Below are 16,520 nucleotides of genomic sequence, written 5' to 3' on the forward strand. Positions count from 1 at the left end.
TGGATAAGTTATTACAATGAAGATAGAATTCGGCACAAGCTAAAAGGCTTAACTCCGATTCAATATCGGAATCAAGCCTTAAGTAAAACGATATAAAACTAACGTCCAGTTTTAGGGGTTAGCTTCAACAATAGCTTGTTTTTTTATTTATTCAATTTGTATATTTTAATTGGTCGACCAACCTTTAAATAGTGCACTTTAGTGGAAAGTTTGCCGGTTTTTTCCAAATAATCCAAATATTTTTTGGTAGTAATGCGTGATAATTTTGATTGTCGAGCTACATCTTGATTGGAAAATTCACCGGCAAGTTGGGAAATAGCAGTTTTAATTTTGGTTAAGGAAAAATCTGAAAGCCCTTTAGGCAACCCGGTCTCATCATTTAAGTTATTCATATCTTGGGTAATAAAAATATGATCAAGTTCACCTTGTGACACCGTGTTGTTTTTTTGCAATACTTCGTTATATTTTAAAAAATGTTCAATTGCCTCTTTAAAACGTTTAAAAGAAAAAGGTTTGAGCAAGTAGTCCAAAACACCATATTTTAAAGCCATATTGATGTTGGTACTGTCTTTGGCGGCAGAAAGCATAATGACATTGGGATGGAGATTATGCTGAATAAATTGTTCCAGTAATTCGGTGCCAGAAGTTTTAGGAAGGTAAACATCAAGCAGAATCAGATTAGGGTTGATTTTTTTAGTAATTGCTAGTGCCTTTTTGGCAGTAGCAGTTTGATATACAGTCAGGTTTTCCGGCTTAATAATTCTCATTAAATATTGTTTGTTAATCGAGCTGACCATCGGGTCATCTTCAACTATTAAAATTGTTAACATTTTATTCCTTTTCGTTTTTTTCCTGCAAAGGCAATTCTATATAAAAATTGCTACCATGAGGTTTACAAGATGAAACTTCAAGATGGCCACTATAGGATTTAATGATTTGCTGCACCAGAATAAGTCCATAGCCGTGATCCTTGCCCTTAGTTGAATACTTCTGTTTAAATAAATGCTTTTTAACTTCACTTGAAATGCCAGTACCGGTATCAGCAACTTCAATAATTAAGACTGAGCTTTCACTATCGAAATTAATTGCCAAGGTGATTTTGCCACTAGCTTTAATTGCTGCTAAGGAGTTGTCGATGAGATTACCCAGTATTTTAATCAGGTCTAAATTTAATTGCTCGGTTACAACCTTTTGCGGTAAATTGGAATCTGGCGTAATTTCCAAGTTGACTCTTTGCTCTTGCGCCTGGTTCATTTTTCCAGTTAAAAAGCCAACAAGCGCAGGAGATTCGAGCTGTTTATTCAGTTGACCAAATTCTTGCTGATAATTTTGGTTTATTTTTGCAATGAATGAATTAACTTGATCATACTGTTTTAATTCAATCATGCCGTAAATTGCCTGCAATTTATTTAAAAATTCGTGTGATTGTGCCCTTAGTGACTGAATATATTGTTGGCTGCCGGCAAGCTGTTCAGATAACTTTTGGTATTTGGACTGATCCTGCAGTAGAGCAACTTGACCAAAAATCTGCTTATGGTATACCAGTTGACTAACTGAAACAATATATTCTTTAGCATTGATTAAGACAAGCTCATTTGTTTTAGGTAATTGTTGGTTGTCTGCAAATAATAAATCAATTAGATTTTTATCCAGGGCTTTTCCCACCATTAAGGAAGGAAAAGATTTTTTAGCTAAGTAATTAGCAGTAATTAAAATTTTGTGATTATTTACAACAATAAGCGCTTCATCAATACTGTCATTAATAGCATATAATTCTGTGAGCTTAAATGCAATTTCGTTTGGTTCCATATCAAACAGCGTTTTTTTAATGCGTCTTGATATTAATAAAGCCAGCAGTATGCCAATTATTAATGAAACTAGAGAGCCAATTACAACTGATCTTTGGGCGACTCGAATAACTTTATTAATTGATTTGTCAGTGAGACCAACACAAACTATTCCGATTTGCTGCTTGTGTGCAAAAATCGGGCGGAAAATCCGGTAGCCAGTTCCCAAAACACCCCGACGGTGAGAATAATGCGCCTTACCAGAGCTTGATTTTTGAGCATCAGAAGGCGAACTGAATTTTTTGCCTATATGATTCTCAGAAGGATGGGAATAGCGGACGTAATTATTGTCAAGTACCACAATAAAGTCTACTTTAGTTTCTTTTTTAACTTGTTCGGCATATTTTTGGATCGGGTTATATGTTGTGGGTTTGACTTTTTTTCTTAAAGCAATTTGTACCTGCTCATTATTGGCGACAATTTTAGACACACTATTAATTTCTTCTTTGATGATTTGTTTTTGATTTTGCGCTACTTTGTATGAGGTGATGGTTCCAGCAGTTAGAATAAAAACAAGGGTGGTAAAGAAAACCAGAAAAATAGTTTTTGTTTGCAGCGTAAAACGTGTTTTTTTAAACATATATCTGCCTTTAATATTTTGATATTGGATAACTTAATATCTCTTTCATACAGCTAAACACTCCTAATTATTATTAGACTAATATTTTTAATAGAATTACATTTTACTTAAACTTTAAAACATGATATAATAATTAAAAAAATAAGAAAGAAAGGCTATTAAATGAGATGAAAATGAAATTAGCAAGAGCTGCTTTACTGTGGTTGTGTATAATTGAAATGGAAGCTTTTTTCTCCAATAAGCCGAATTATAACTTAATATGGTCAATTAGTGCATTCATCATAACAATAATTGCTACAGTTTGCTTTGAAGTAAAAGAAGATACATTTATTGATCAAGTCGAAAATGATTTAATTTACTGTTTGGCATTACAAGGCGTACCTATTAGTTTTGAAACTTTATATTTATTGAATATGACAGATGAGCAAGAAGACCATCCGTTACTGATACTCTTAATTATTGTGTTAAATTTAATCTGTGTAATTTTACTTGACTATTTAATTAATCGGGTTAAATTTTATAAAGCTGAAGGTAAAAATGAATAAAATTTAATAAGATTTGAGTACCAGGCAACTATACTGCTTGGTATTTTTTCTAGCATAAAGTACGTTAGACTATTTGATAGTCCCTGGCTTTATTTCTGGCTTATTCGAAAACTTTTCAATACTAATCAGCTTTTTCTTTAGTTTAGAGTGAAACAAGTATGAACCTTTATTTGATAAAAAAGCGACACCATTCTCTTTACCATTATTTGCTTTTAAGCTAAACACACTGTCACTTATGCGTTTATAAGTGCCTCTTTCAAATTGATGTCCGTCGACATTTATAGCATATTCGGGGTCCAAACCAAACGAAATTTCCACATGAGGATTGGAAGGATTTAGTGGCATTGCATTATTAGTAAAACCCCCAAATACAGTGGGCGGGTTTCTAGTATCATAGAGCAAAAAGCCTAAAGTGATAATAAATAAGAATCCAAAAATGTAGGTAGTAATTTTGTAACCATTTTTCTTCATGAGTTTTTCTCCGATGGTGAGGTAAAAGTAGAGAGTTTTCTACTAGCGTAATGCTTGTTGACTATTTATCTACATATAATAATAGAATCTAATTTTTGTCAAACTTAATTTGGAATTTACAAAATAGCGGCATTAATAATATACTTAAATAAAGTAGCAGTGTATGCATAATAGCAAGCGATTATATGAATATAGGCCAAAAAATGAGTACATCAGTAATAGAAAACGTAGAGATTAACGGGACAAAACTTTATTTTTCAATTAGTTCAAAGCAAAGTCAGAAGCCGATTATTTTATATTTACATGGTGGTCCAGGGGATGCCTGCATTCCCTTAACGAAAAAATTTAATAGCGAACTAGAAGATCATTTTATCTTTGTCAATCTGGAACAAAGGGGCAGTGGACTATCGTATTACAAATTCTCGCCTGAAGAAAACTTGTCTATTGACACCATCTTGGCAGATATTCATCAGTTTGTGCTTTATTTATTAAAACGGTTAAAACAGGATAAATTAATTATCATGGGTCATTCTTGGGGTACGGTTTTAGGACTCTATTTTATTCAAATGTATCCAGATTTGGTTACGCAATATATCGGAATTGGTCAAGTCGTTAATATGAAAAAGAATATTGCTTTACAAAAAGCTTTTTTACGAACAAAAATGAAAAATACTGCTAAACTTGACCAACTTGATTTTGCACATGAACCAACTAAGGCCAGCCTCAAATTAACTAAAATGATTGTGGCTTATGGCGGCTCAATTTACGGCGCTAAAAACTACCGCAAATTAATTTTGCCTTTTATATCTGCTAAAGATTATTCTTTTAAGGACTTAATTCACCGCTTGCAAGGCTCAAAGCAATCAATTCAATATTTCTGGGAAGAACTGATGGACGTTAATTTTGAAAATATGCTGCATTTTGCCGTTCCCATTACTTTCTGTGAAGGCAGATATGATCATCATGTGTCCTCGCAATTGATTGCAGAATATGCTGCTAAAATTACTAGTCCGTGCAATATAATTTGGTTTGATCATTCTGGTCATTTCCCGCAGTGGGAAGAACCAACTAAATTTAATCAGGAAATTATTGGACTTTTAGAGCCACAAGCAAACTAAAAAACTGGCAAATCACGTAGATTTACCAGTTTTTTATGTTTAATTAGACCTTATTAGTTATTCTGAAAATTACTCAAAAACTTGACGGTTTTTTCATTTTGCGGGTGATTGAATAATTGATCTGGCGTGCCTTGTTCAGTAATTATTCCATCGCTGATGAAAAACATTTGGTCGGAAATCTCTTTAGCAAATGCCATTTCGTGCGTTACGATAATCATCGTTAAGCCTGTAGTAGCCAGGTTCTTCATGACGCTTAAAACTTCGCCGACCATTTCTGGATCCAAAGCACTAGTAGGCTCATCAAATAACAGAATTTCAGGATCCATGCAGATAGCACGGGCAATCGCGACCCTTTGTTGTTGTCCACCAGAAAGTTGACTCGGTCTGGCATTAACGTATTGTTCCATACCTACTTTTTTCAGATTGGTAAGTGCAATTTTACGTGCTTCGTCTTTTGAGCGTTTTAATACCAATTCTTGACCGACCATACAATTGGCTAATACATTCTTGTTTTCAAACAAATCAAATTGTTGGAAAACCATGCCGACTTTAGCACGATAAATATTGCGATTGTAGTTTGGTGCCAGGACATTTTCACCATGAAAATCAACCTCGCCGGCGGTAGGCTCTTCTAGCAGGTTAATGCAACGCAAAGTTGTTGATTTACCACCACCTGAAGGACCGATAATGGTGGCAATTTCACCTTTATTAATGTCAAAAGAGATATCTTTTAAAACTTGGTGTTCACCGAATGTTTTCTTGATGTGCTTTAAACTTAAAATAGTTTCGTTTGTTTCAGTCATTAGTTCTTAGCCTCCATGTCTTTTGGTGTGCCCACTTGAACTTGGTTTGCCATTAAGTTGTAATTCTTACTTCCTTGAAGGTGTTTTTCAATTAAGTTGAATATTCTCGTGATGGTAAAGGTCAAGATGAGGTAGATAGCAGAAATTGTCAAGTAAGTTGGGAAGAACTTGAATGTCTGACTAGCAACAGTTGAACCAACGAAGAACAACTCTGATACGGAGATGATGCTCAGGACTGAAGTATCCTTGATATTAACGATAAATTCGTTAGTAATTGAAGGTAGGCAATTCTTGATCGCTTGTGGCAAAATAATGTGCCACATTCTTTGATTATGAGTCATTCCCAAGGCACTGGCTGCTTCAAACTGACCTTCGGGTGTAGAAATAATACCTCCGCGAATAATTTCGGCTAAATACGCTCCAGTGTTGATCGAAACGATGATTAGTGCGGCAACAGTTCTGTCAATATTCAGGTGCCAGAATTGGGCAATACCATAGTAAATAACAGCAGCTTGTACCATCATTGGTGTACCCCGGAAGACTTCAATGTAGACCGAAAGCAGCCAGTTCACAAACTTAAGCAGCCATCTTTTACCGGTAGTGGTTGGTGTAGGAATGGTTCTGACGATACCAACTGCCAGGCCGATAAAGAAACCTGCAATGGTACCAACTGAGGCCAGAAGCAGCGTCATGCCGATACCATTTAAGATCATGCCGCCATATTGGCGCCACATTGATACTAACCACGGTTCTGACTTAGCTTTTTTACCTTTTTTGTTATTATCAGTTTTAGGCTGCTGCTTAACAGCTTCAGTCATTAGCTTAGTTCTTTTTGCTTCAGGAATAGTAGCTAATATCTGGTTAACGCTCTTAAGCAGTGCTTTATTAGGCTTAGCGATTCCGATTGCGGTGACAGATTCATCTTTAGTAGCGTGGAAACCAGCCATTTTGCTGACAGGAATTGACTTAATGTCAGGATCAACCATCTTAAAGGAAGTTGATTCAGTGTCCTCGGCAACATAGCCATCAATAGTACCGGAGATTAAACTTTGCCGCATTGCCGCAAAATCACGCATAGCCGGTTGACGCTTAGCGCCCTTTAACTGCTTGATCAGGTCATAGTGGAAAGTGCCTTGTTGCGCCGTTAATTTTGCACCCTTAAAGTCGGTTAGTTTCTTAGCGTTAGCGTATCTGCTATTAATCTTGGTAATTACCACAAAAGTACTGTTTCTATAAGGCTGAGAGAAATTAATGGCCTTTTCCCGCTCAGCTGTAGGGCTCATGCCGGCAATAATCAAATCAGCTTTGCCGCTGGTTAGAGCAGGCAGCAAACCATCCCATTCGGTCTTAACTACTTCAACTTTTCGATGCAATTTTTGCCCAATAATTTTGGCAATTTTAACATCATAGCCATTGGCGAATTCTTTTGAACCCTCAATAGGTACAGCACCGTTAGCATCATTTGTTTGTGTCCAATTGTACGGCTGGTAATTAGCTTCCATGGCTACTTTTAATGTGCCCTCATCTTTTTTGGCATCAGCTTCAGTAAGACTAAAATTAGCCGCTATGCTCAAACAAGTGAATAAGGCAACTAGGGTAGCCAACCACTTAAATCTTGACTTCATTTTGAAAACCTCCACAAAATATGTTTCAAATAAAGCCAATACAATAAAAGCGTAAACAAAAACCTCGCTGTTAATCAAAACAACGAGGTTCATAATCTATTTTTAAAACAAATCATATAGCGCTCCCTGGGGACTAACCAGGACAGTCTGCAAAATATTCTCTTGCAGCCCAACAAGAAAATTGAAACGAACAATATTCTTATTTCGGCGGTAATTCTTATCCTGAACTTCACAGTGTTCGCTCACTCAGATCAGTTTTGTAATAACCGCGACCTCTATTGCATTGGAAATTATTTAACTTAGAAAAATAATAGGCTATTAAAAGCAACTTGTCAATAATTTTATTTAAAAAATATTTTATAATTATCTCATTTATTTTCTTTTTCTATTTTAATGGTCTGGTGGGATTCAGTTTTCACCGCCAGCCATTGCCACTTTGGTAAGCTTTCTTTTTCATTCTGGAAACATACGGGTTGCCAGCTACATAGTAACGCAGTTTTTTATTGGCCCATTCTAGTTCAGACTGGCTAACACCGATTCTGGCACTGGTTTTAATTTCCTTAGCCAGCTTTTTGTGACTGTCATCTAAATCAATTTTAAAAGGGGAGTCAGTTAAGAAATGTAAATTCCATTTTTTACTGTGAATGCCAAAAGCCTGCATCATTTTGGCAGGCCCATTAGTTAAAAGGACACCGCCTTTACCTCCGCGATTTTTAATCATCTGCTCTATGCCCCAAACTGGTTCAATAGCTCTGATTAAAACTCCTTGCGGCTCATTATATTCTTGCGTGGCAACATCAAAAAAGAAATATTGTCTTTGAGCATAAATATAGATAGTTCCGCCTTTACGATAAAGACCTTCATTAGCTGGGCTGCGATGACCGCCGTATGAATGAGCTGCGCGATCTTTGACCCCTAAATATGCTTCCGCTTCTACAATGTAGCCACCCATAATATGTTCACCGTCATTGTATGTGAGGGGCCTGCCAATTAAATCTTTAGTAATAGTGGCGGTAGATTTATTAGTAAAATAAGTTGAGTAATTCATTTTTTCTTCCGTGTAGTAAACTTAAATTAAAAGGGGATATTAGCATGACAAAGATAAAATTAGTACGCATTTACGAACATGAGCAACCGCTCGGCTACCGCATTCTAGTTGACCGTCTGTGGCCACGAGGTAAAAGTAAAAAAGATGCAAATATAGATGAATGGGCAAAAGAAATTAGTCCCAGCACGGAGTTGCGTAAATGGTTCAATCACGATGATACTAAATATCCTGAGTTTCGGCAAAAGTACCTGAATGAATTGGACCACAATCCTGTGACTGCTGCCTTTATTGCCAAAGTTAAAGATAAGCTGGTTGAACAAGATGTTCTTTTTCTTTATGGTGCCAAAAACAAAGAACACAACCAGGCAGTTGTGCTCAAAGAATACGTTGAACAAAGACTATGATTTTCGTCTTTTCCTTTTTGCTCGTAGAAAGTGAAAAGCAATAGTAAGAGAAGAATACCGAACACAATAAAGGCAAAAGTTGTATTAGGCAGTTCGTAATGTAACGGTGGCAAAGACAGCAATAGTTTAAGAGCAATGATGCCGATTAAAATATAAGCCATTGGCTGCAATTCAGGAATAATATCCATCAATTTGATGATGATTTCAGCAACGCCCCGCATGCACAAGATACCGATCATGCCGCCAATTAATACTACTACCGGATTACTGGAAACCGCTAGGGCAGCTAGCACTGAATCAATTGAAAAAACGATATCCATTGCTTCAATTGAAATAACGGTCCGCCAGAAAAGTGACAAAAAATGTTTGCCCTTTTTAGGGGTATGCTTAGTAATTTTTGCACTTTCAATCTTTGCGCTAGTGGCAGCCTTTTGGGGATGCCTTTGGTCGTAGAAAAACTTAAAGGAAAGATAGAAAAGATACAGACTGCCCGCTAATTTTATCTCCCAGAAATTGATTAAGTAAGTACCAATGCCAATCACGATAAAGCGAAAAATATATGCACCCCAAAGGCCATAAAATAATGACTTTTCCTGTTGTTTTTTATCAGGCAGAACCTTGGTTTGGGCTGCCAACACAACCGCATTGTCAACGGAAAGCAAGCATTCCATCAGAATCAGGGTTAAGATGGTGAGCCAATCTTTACCACTGGTTAACACGTGGATCCAGTTGCTGCCACTAAAAAAGGGAGCATACATTTTAAAAATTGTCATTTAAAGGCTCTTTTCTTTTTCAGATAAATTTTAATTACTGTATCAAATTTTAACAAGTAATAACTAGTGCTCCAGTAAAAAAAGCAAATAGAATAGCTTAAAGAGCCTGCTTAAAAATTTAAAGCTGCTTAAAAACATCTAGAGCATCCGCAATGATGGCAGAAATGCCTTCTGCGGGAATGGCTGTTTTATTAATTGCCCAAACTTTAGCGCCAGTTTGCCTGTAAGATAAAAGTTGAGCGAAGGGATAGACCACAAAACTAGTGCCTGAAATAATTACTAAGTCAGAATTTTGCATGGCGTTCACAGACTTTGCCAAACTGTCACCATTAATGGCTTCACCGTATAAAACAATTCCTGGTCTGATAATACCGCCACAATTTTCATGACGGTAGGACTTCGCATATTCAGCGTATGAAACTGATTTATGACATTTAGTGCAGTAGATATTATAGAGACAGCCGTGAAATTCAGTGACGTGTTTATTGCCAGCTTTCGTGTCCAAGCCGTCAACATTTTGGGTGATTAAATCTCCTTTTTCATTGCAGATAGCGGCAATTTTCTGGTGGATTTCGTTTGGCTTGGCGTTAGGAAAGTACATATTATCCATTACGAACTGGTAGAAAAATTCAGGGCGCTGATAAAGTGTTTCTTCACTCAATATTGTTTCCGGACTTTCAGAGACGCCATCATAAATACCGTTTTTAGAGCGATAATCAGGAATACCAGAATGAGTTGAAACGCCGGCACCGGTCAGAAAAGTAATGTGGCGTGCCTGATCAATGTCATTTTTTAATTCAGTTATCTTGTTAGAATCAATCATAATTTTGCCTTTCTTAAAACTAGTTTTACTATTGCTAGTTTACTACAAGATTTTGCCTGTGAGATAGGGTTATTGCAATAAAAACCATGCTGTCAGTTTCTGACAGCATGGCTTTTATTTATTAAAGAATTTGAATGTCATGTTCTTTGCATTTAGTAACCATATCGTGAGGCCAAACACTAGCTTGAACTTCACCGATGTGAGCTTTGCCAAGCAAAAGCATACATAAGCGGGATTGACCAATTCCACCACCGATGGTATAAGGCAATTCTCCATCAAGCAACATGCGGTGAAATTCCAATTTTTCACGGTCCAGACAGTCAGCCTTCTTTAATTGTTCATGCAGGCTTTCAGGACTAACACGGATACCCATAGAAGAAATTTCAATTTTTTGCTTTAAAGGCTCATACCAGAAAATCAGGTCACCGTTTAGTTGCCAGTCATCATAATCTGGTGCACGACCATCGTGGGGCTTGCCACTTCTTTTCAGTTTGTCGCCGACTTTCATTATAAAGACTGCCTTTTCTTCTTCGGCAATTTTGTTTTCTCTTTCTTCAGGGCTGATGTCTGGCCAGCGGTCTTCTAATTCTTGCGTAGTAATAAAGTAAAGCTTTTCTGGCAAATGGTAAGTAGAAGCAGGATAACGGAAAGCACAGCCAGCTTCAATTTCCTTTATTGCTGCAAAAATTTTAGTAACGGTGCTTTTCAGGGTTTCCTCTGTTCTTTCCTCTTTAGCAATGATTTTTTCCCAATCCCACTGATCCACGTAGAGCGAATGGAAGTTGTCTAAATCTTCATCGCGGCGAATGGCGTTCATGTTAGTGAAAAGTCCTTCGTGCATGTTAAAGCCGTATTTTTTCAGTGCCATTCTTTTCCATTTAGCAAGTGAATGAACGACTTCAAGCGTATCATCTGCAGGCAGATCCTTGGCATCAAAGGCAACTGGACGTTCAACCCCATTCAGATTATCGTTAATTCCAGTATGCTTTTCAACAAAAAGCGGGGCAGACATGCGTTGCAGATTTAATTTTTTAGCTAAAACTCTTTGAAATTCTTCACGAATATAAACGATAGCTGCTTCTGTATCACGAATTGTGAGAGTAGGATGGTAACCTGCGGGTAAAATTAAAGTCATTGTTTTGACCTCCTATAAATTAAGGAAAAGAAAAAGCCCTTTATCCCGTTTTTAATAAAAACAAGGACGAAAGGCTTTTTCCGCGGTACCACCTTAATTGCCCCAAAGGGCCAACTCATGAAGCACTATCATGCTTCACCAGCGTGGTAACGTACTGGAGACGACACAACCTACTTTCACGTAAATTTCAGCGTGCTGCTAAAAGTGTTTTTCAATAACCCAGGGTCTAACGGTTTTGCACTATCACCGTTTCACTTAAAGAGATAAGCTATTTACTCGTCTTTTTCACTGCATTTAATTTGATAATAATTCAATCATAATTTTAATAAAAATGCAAGTAAAATATCATTAATGTTGATTAACCGCTCTAAAGACTGTGAGTCTGTTATAATAGATGAAAATACAATTGAGGAGAGTCATATGATAGTTTTTTATCTAATTCTGGATGCCTTACTTTTAGGCTACACCTGTTATAGTTGGTACTGGCAGGCAAATATTGATTTAAAGGGACATTATCGCTCCTCTTCAATTATTTGGGCCGTGATTTTTATCTGGATCGGTTTTACCTGGCAATTAATTGAAAAGGGAGACCCGGGTTTAAGTATATTTTTAGCGATTTTCTTGATGATCGGTATTATTGACGGCTTTACAGGTCTTGCACCAAAAAGGGCCGTAGTTTCAGGTTACTTTCGCCGAACGATTTCATATTCGGAAATTGCAATGGTAACTTTAATTAAAGTACCTAATCCAAAGAAAAAGCAGGTAATCTGTATTTTGACAACCCAAAAGAACAGACAATATTACCTGCGCTTTTCCTATGGCGTTGCGCAAATTGTTGAGGCGCTCAAAAATCACATTCATCATGATATTCATATTGAAATTCAGGATATTTTTTAAGTCACGTAAAAGCGTGTCTTTTTTTGAATTATTTTTCTTCCCAGTTCATTTCCAAATATTTAGTAAAACCGCCCTTAAGAGCGCGTTTTTTATTGACCTGATTTAAAAAAGTATTCTGGTCAACGTTTTTAAATTTGAGATAGGCTAAAATGACTTCGTAAACATCACCCAACTCTTCAATTAAATTAGTTTCGGTTTTAGCGGCAAGAACTTCGTTAGTTTCTTCAATTAGTTTTTGCTTTAATGCTGGTTCAATTTCTGCTGGAGCAAGTTTGCGATAAGTAGCATAATGAGCAAATTCTGGAATTTTATCTCTGACTAGTTTTTTCATTTTAATAGACCTTTCTTAGCTGTAATAATTTATATATTATTATACTGCTAATAATTATAAATAATATGTGAAAGCGGTAACAAGATGTAGTAAAATTAACGAGTAGAGATATATTTAATAAAGAAAGTGTGACGAAATGCGTAATAACGATTTTAATGATGTGGTTCAAAATCGTCATTCTGTGCGCCATTTTGATAAGAGTGTCAAGATTCCGCGTTCAGAATTTAAGGAAATGTTTGAAGAAACAATTACAGCTCCTTCTGGCTGCAACTTGCAAGGTTGGCACTTTGAAGTAGCAGACACCCCGGAAACTATTGCTAAAGTTAAGAAATACATGCTGAGATTTAACGATCCCCAGATGGACAGCTGTGCTGCAGTCGTGCAAGTCTTTGCCGATGTTTATGCTTATAAAAAGTATCGTGAAAATTGGACCAAGGAATATGAGACAGGCAACATCACTAAGGAAAAATTAGACGAAGTCTTAAGAACCTTTTTGCCATCTTATGAAAACGGCACATATTATTCTTGTGCAATTGATTCCATTAGATCTTGTTCACTTGCTGCCATGCAGTTTATGCTTGTTGCTCGCAATCATGGTTACGACACTAACCCAATTGCTGGCTATGACGAGTCTAAAATTGCCAGAACCTTTAACTTAGACCCAAAACGCTACTTACCAGTAATGGCAATAGTAATTGGCAAGAGCAATGAAACTGAAGAAACTATGGCTAAAACAACTCGCTATCCAGCTGAAAGTGTTTATCACTTTGCGGAATAATTAATAATAGCCCATTTTAAAAGCCTTCCAAAAATGGAAGGCTTTTTAGCTGCTACAAAATTGGCGAAAGCATTCGTGAAAAGCTTTGCAAAATTTTAAGCCAGCGACTTTGTTTGGCAATATCTTCAGGAGTCAATAAGGATGAAACTTTCATATCATCTTCAAATGATTTTGCGACTTCACGGGTGAAATTTTTATCATAAAAAACGGCAATATCTTCAAAGTTAAGGTCATATGAGCGATAATCCTGATTCATTGATCCCACAGTAGAAAAGGTATCGTCAACTACAATTGTTTTAGCATGAATAAATCCTTTATTATAAATATAAATTTTAATACCATAACGAGATAGTTCATTGGCGTACCATTGTGTAGCGCGGTAAATAAAAGGGTGGTCTGGTTTACACGGTATCATAATTCGTAAGTCTACTCCTGATTGGGCAATTGTTTGCAAAGTTGCAAACATCGCGTCGTCAGGAATTAAATAGGGCGTCTGAATCCAGAGTCTCTTTTTGGCTAAAGACATTAAGCGCATAATACCATTACGCATATTAGCATTGTAACGATCGGGCCCATCTGAAATTATTTGTGTAGCTACATCACCGGGATGAATTTCATTTTCATCTAAATTAGGGAAAAGGACAGTATTAAATGTGATTACTTGGTTTTCCTTTTGGATAGAAGCATTCCAATCCATGACAAATCGTTCTTGCAAAAGTAGAGAAGCTGAACCGACAATTCTAACCTGACTGTCACGCCAATAACCAAATTTTTTCTTGCGACTGAGATATTGATCACCAATATTAAAGCCACCGGTCCAAGAAGTTTTACCGTCAACTACAACAATTTTGCGGTGCAAGTGGTAGTTAATCCGGTAACGGGTAATCATATTGCGTGAAGTAATAAAAGGTAATACCACACCACCGGCTTTTCTTAATTGGTCAAACCAGGCTTTAGTTGCTCCCATTGAACCCCAGGCATCATATAGTAAGCGTACAGATACGCCTTCTTGTGCCTTTTGAATAAGTAAGTCGAGAAAATCATTGCCTATTTCATCATTATAAAAGGTGTAAAATTCAACATTTACTGACTGTTTAGCTTTTTTAATGTCAAGCATCATGTCGTGAAACATGATTGCACCATCAGTATAAAGCTTAACGTGGTTATTTTTACTTAATGGTGACTCACCATCGTGATCAAAAAAATGGATAACCATCTTAGCTTTATTTGAGGTATCAGATGTACTGATTTTTTTAGGTGCAGCAGTAATAGATTTTTGGACATTTCGCAAGCCGATATGATGTTGTTTGTTAATAGCGAAAATATTTTCCTGCGAAATTCCCCGACCGAAAAAGCCGTAAATGATCATCCCTAAAACTGGAAAAACCAGCAAGATAATCAACCACGCCCAGGTTGTTGAGACAGATCGCCTTCTGTGAAAGACGATGTAAAAGGCTAAGATAGTATTAGTAATAATGATGATGCGTCCTATGTCACGGAGCAGAATCACACTTATTTCCTCCAAAAATCAAATTACTTTTTAAGACCAATAAATTTATCAATAATGTCGATAACAAAGGGATTATCATGCATCCAGCTGTGTTCTGCGTACTTTTTCCCCCGAATCTCAACTTCATGATAAGATTTGGCATAAGGTGCTAAAACGTAGCGGATGCTTTTAGCAGAAGTCACGGAAATAAATTTATCGCTGTTGGTGTTGTCTAAAACATTGCCATAAATGTTTAGCACTGAAATATTGGGATTAAATCGTTTGCGTCTGAGCAAAAGATACAGGTAGTGCAAGTTAACTACAGCTGGACGACCCTTTTGGTTAAAGGCATTAACGTTGGGAATATCTCCTAAGTAAACTACCCCGTCAAAGGGACCAGCGATAAAAGCACATTTGACCAAATGAGGGAACTGCTTTTTACGGGATTTGCGCATCTCTGTGCGTACGATGCAGGGACAGGCAAGAGAGTGTGCAATTGCCGAATAGTGAGAAAAATGGTACCTTTGAGCTAAGAATGGTAATGTAAAACGCAAGTAGTAATCAATCGCATAAACGCCAACGAGGCGCTGGCGAAAAACAACTTGTACAATGGGATTTCGATCACCTGTCCAGGTACCTTCGAGCTTGAAGTTACCCAGCAAGTCAGTAGTTACTTTGAGATACTTCGAAGTTCCTTTATCTATCAGAGCCTGCTGAACCATTACCTTGGTGGTATAGTCACCGCCACGAAAGCCATGAAAATAAATTATCGGTACTTGTTCAAAGTCACCTTTTTTTGGTTCAATGGTGGCGTCATCTTCAATTCTTTTTTTATGCAAACGCAAAAAAATACGAGTTGGTGCAAAAGTTGCCAAAGCAGCGAGAAAAAGCATACTGAGCCTGCTGGGCTCTTGTGCAAGATCGCGTTTGTGGTTTTTTTCCACTTCTTCCTTGTATTTTTTAGTATTGAAGAACATAATACCACCTTAAAAATAGAACTACATCTATTTTAGCATTGACTAGACAAATTAGTGAAAGGAGAACATATGAAATTTTATGCAGTAAAAAAGGGCCGCAAGCCAGGCGTTTATCGCACTTGGGATGAAGCCCGAAAACAGGTTGATGGCTATTCTGGAGCTGAGTTTAAATCTTTTAGCAAGATAACGGATGCTACGGAATATTTGGATTGGGACCACGAGACGGTTCAACAGGTCTTTCAAAAAGACGAGGATTCTTTAAAAGAGGCAATTGCCAAGATTCAAAGAGAAAGCCGTAAAATCAAGGAGAAGCCTTCTGCTGCGGCAACTTCTCCCCAAAAGAATAGAGCATTAAACAAGGCAACTAAAGCGCATCCGTCCAGCTTTTTTGCCACAATCTATACGGATGGCGGCACCCGCAATACCGGTAACTTTAAAGGCGGTCATGTGCGTGCAACGGATAAAGCTGCATGGGCCTATCTAATTGAATGGCAAGAAGATGGCCAACAAAAGTCTGTTTATAATTCAAACGGTGAGTTTGGTGCAACTAATAATAAAATGGAATTAACTGCTTTAATTGAAGCTCTCAAAAAATTGCTTGAGTTAAACTTTAACCGCCAGCCGCTACTGTTTGTACTTGATTCTCAATATGTTCTAAATCCGATTACCAAAGGCTGGCTTAAGGGCTGGAAAAAGCGTGGCTGGACTAAAAGCTCTAAGGGTCCAATTGCAAACCTTGAATGCTGGCAGGAGTTGGATCAGCTCTTGGGTGAATTTTCTCAGACTAAATTTGAATGGACTAAAGGCCACGCCAATAATCGCGGTAACGAATTCGTTGACCATACATTAAATAAATTTATGGATCAAATGTAATTA

The 16,520-nt window shown here is 37.1% G+C and carries 18 protein-coding genes, 1 pseudogene and 1 other annotated feature; of the genes and pseudogenes, 7 read left to right on the forward strand and 12 right to left on the reverse strand.

Annotation, left to right across the window (positions count from 1 at the left end; translation table 11 throughout):
* Positions 1-3: 3 nt before the first annotated feature.
* A complete protein-coding gene (locus F5ESL0260_RS09595) occupies positions 4-96 on the forward strand; it encodes an IS3 family transposase (protein ID WP_370448574.1) in 93 nt (30 codons plus the stop codon).
* Between the two features lie 47 nt (positions 97-143).
* Here the strand turns inward: F5ESL0260_RS09595 and F5ESL0260_RS00880 are convergent, their stop codons facing one another.
* Together F5ESL0260_RS00880 and F5ESL0260_RS00885 are read right to left on the reverse strand one after the other, a co-directional pair.
* Positions 144-830, reverse strand: a complete 687-nt coding sequence (locus F5ESL0260_RS00880) for a response regulator (protein WP_122025526.1) — start codon at positions 828-830, stop codon at positions 144-146.
* 1 nt (position 831) lies between these two features.
* Entirely contained in the window at positions 832-2,427 is a 1,596-nt protein-coding gene (locus F5ESL0260_RS00885; protein ID WP_122025527.1) for a sensor histidine kinase, read from the reverse strand.
* A 173-nt stretch (positions 2,428-2,600) separates the two neighbouring features.
* Here F5ESL0260_RS00885 and F5ESL0260_RS00890 point away from each other — a divergent pair, with 173 nt between their 5' ends.
* Positions 2,601-2,972, forward strand: coding sequence for a hypothetical protein (locus tag F5ESL0260_RS00890; protein ID WP_122025528.1), 372 nt, complete (start codon positions 2,601-2,603; stop codon positions 2,970-2,972).
* 69 nt (positions 2,973-3,041) lie between these two features.
* Here F5ESL0260_RS00890 and F5ESL0260_RS00895 read toward each other — a convergent pair whose 3' ends face one another.
* On the reverse strand, positions 3,042-3,443 hold the full coding sequence (locus tag F5ESL0260_RS00895; protein WP_122025529.1) for a hypothetical protein: 402 nt from the start codon (positions 3,441-3,443) through the stop codon (positions 3,042-3,044).
* Positions 3,444-3,628: 185 nt separating this feature from the next.
* On the opposite strand from F5ESL0260_RS00895, the gene F5ESL0260_RS00900 reads away from it, so the two are divergent.
* The gene (locus F5ESL0260_RS00900; protein WP_122025530.1) at positions 3,629-4,561 is read left to right on the forward strand and encodes an alpha/beta fold hydrolase; all 933 of its coding nucleotides are present in this window, start codon (positions 3,629-3,631) and stop codon (positions 4,559-4,561) included.
* Between the two features lie 53 nt (positions 4,562-4,614).
* Here F5ESL0260_RS00900 and F5ESL0260_RS00905 read toward each other — a convergent pair whose 3' ends face one another.
* The 3 genes from F5ESL0260_RS00905 to F5ESL0260_RS00915 form a co-directional block, all read right to left on the reverse strand.
* Positions 4,615-5,364, reverse strand: a complete 750-nt coding sequence (locus tag F5ESL0260_RS00905; protein ID WP_122025531.1) for an amino acid ABC transporter ATP-binding protein — start codon at positions 5,362-5,364, stop codon at positions 4,615-4,617.
* Positions 5,364-6,989: an ABC transporter substrate-binding protein/permease gene (locus tag F5ESL0260_RS00910; protein ID WP_122025675.1), complete on the reverse strand. Its 1,626-nt coding sequence runs from the start codon at positions 6,987-6,989 to the stop codon at positions 5,364-5,366. The genes F5ESL0260_RS00905 and F5ESL0260_RS00910 overlap by 1 nt, the downstream gene beginning before the upstream one ends.
* Before the next feature lie 415 nt (positions 6,990-7,404).
* A complete protein-coding gene (locus tag F5ESL0260_RS00915) occupies positions 7,405-8,037 on the reverse strand; it encodes a DNA-3-methyladenine glycosylase (protein WP_122025532.1) in 633 nt (210 codons plus the stop codon).
* 44 nt (positions 8,038-8,081) lie between these two features.
* Here F5ESL0260_RS00915 and F5ESL0260_RS00920 point away from each other — a divergent pair, with 44 nt between their 5' ends.
* The gene (locus tag F5ESL0260_RS00920; RefSeq protein ID WP_122025533.1) at positions 8,082-8,441 is read left to right on the forward strand and encodes a DUF488 domain-containing protein; all 360 of its coding nucleotides are present in this window, start codon (positions 8,082-8,084) and stop codon (positions 8,439-8,441) included.
* On the opposite strand, the pseudogene F5ESL0260_RS00925 reads toward F5ESL0260_RS00920, so the two are convergent.
* The 3 genes and pseudogenes from F5ESL0260_RS00925 to asnA form a co-directional block, all read right to left on the reverse strand.
* Positions 8,438-9,214, reverse strand: a pseudogene (locus tag F5ESL0260_RS00925) (TerC family protein); the annotation flags it as partial. The gene F5ESL0260_RS00920 and the pseudogene F5ESL0260_RS00925 sit on opposite strands and share 4 nt — an antisense overlap.
* A 118-nt stretch (positions 9,215-9,332) precedes the next feature.
* Positions 9,333-10,037, reverse strand: coding sequence for an NAD-dependent protein deacylase (locus tag F5ESL0260_RS00930; RefSeq protein WP_122025535.1), 705 nt, complete (start codon positions 10,035-10,037; stop codon positions 9,333-9,335).
* Between the two features lie 121 nt (positions 10,038-10,158).
* On the reverse strand, positions 10,159-11,172 hold the full coding sequence (gene asnA, locus F5ESL0260_RS00935; protein ID WP_122025536.1) for an aspartate--ammonia ligase: 1,014 nt from the start codon (positions 11,170-11,172) through the stop codon (positions 10,159-10,161).
* Positions 11,173-11,231: 59 nt separating this feature from the next.
* Positions 11,232-11,470, reverse strand: a binding site (T-box leader).
* A gap of 122 nt (positions 11,471-11,592) precedes the next feature.
* Here asnA and F5ESL0260_RS00940 point away from each other — a divergent pair.
* Positions 11,593-12,069 (forward strand): hypothetical protein, encoded by a 477-nt coding sequence (locus F5ESL0260_RS00940; RefSeq protein WP_122025537.1) that lies wholly within the window; start codon positions 11,593-11,595, stop codon positions 12,067-12,069.
* 28 nt (positions 12,070-12,097) lie between these two features.
* Here F5ESL0260_RS00940 and F5ESL0260_RS00945 read toward each other — a convergent pair whose 3' ends face one another.
* On the reverse strand, positions 12,098-12,400 hold the full coding sequence (locus tag F5ESL0260_RS00945) for a nucleoside triphosphate pyrophosphohydrolase (protein ID WP_122025538.1): 303 nt from the start codon (positions 12,398-12,400) through the stop codon (positions 12,098-12,100).
* Between the two features lie 136 nt (positions 12,401-12,536).
* Between F5ESL0260_RS00945 and F5ESL0260_RS00950 the strand changes: the two genes are divergently transcribed.
* Complete coding sequence (locus F5ESL0260_RS00950; protein WP_122025539.1) at positions 12,537-13,178, forward strand: nitroreductase family protein; 642 nt, start codon at positions 12,537-12,539, stop codon at positions 13,176-13,178.
* A gap of 52 nt (positions 13,179-13,230) precedes the next feature.
* Here F5ESL0260_RS00950 and cls read toward each other — a convergent pair whose 3' ends face one another.
* Both cls and F5ESL0260_RS00960 read right to left on the reverse strand, forming a co-directional pair.
* Entirely contained in the window at positions 13,231-14,694 is a 1,464-nt protein-coding gene (gene cls / locus F5ESL0260_RS00955; RefSeq protein ID WP_370448575.1) for a cardiolipin synthase, read from the reverse strand.
* A 17-nt stretch (positions 14,695-14,711) separates the two neighbouring features.
* Positions 14,712-15,644, reverse strand: a complete 933-nt coding sequence (locus F5ESL0260_RS00960; RefSeq protein WP_122025541.1) for an alpha/beta hydrolase — start codon at positions 15,642-15,644, stop codon at positions 14,712-14,714.
* 69 nt (positions 15,645-15,713) lie between these two features.
* Between F5ESL0260_RS00960 and F5ESL0260_RS00965 the strand changes: the two genes are divergently transcribed.
* Entirely contained in the window at positions 15,714-16,517 is an 804-nt protein-coding gene (locus F5ESL0260_RS00965; RefSeq protein ID WP_122025542.1) for a ribonuclease H family protein, read from the forward strand.
* Positions 16,518-16,520 lie beyond the last annotated feature (3 nt).

Origin of the sequence: Lactobacillus sp. ESL0260 (genome assembly GCF_003692935.1) — a bacterium.
GTDB classification, from domain to species: domain Bacteria; phylum Bacillota; class Bacilli; order Lactobacillales; family Lactobacillaceae; genus Lactobacillus; species Lactobacillus melliventris.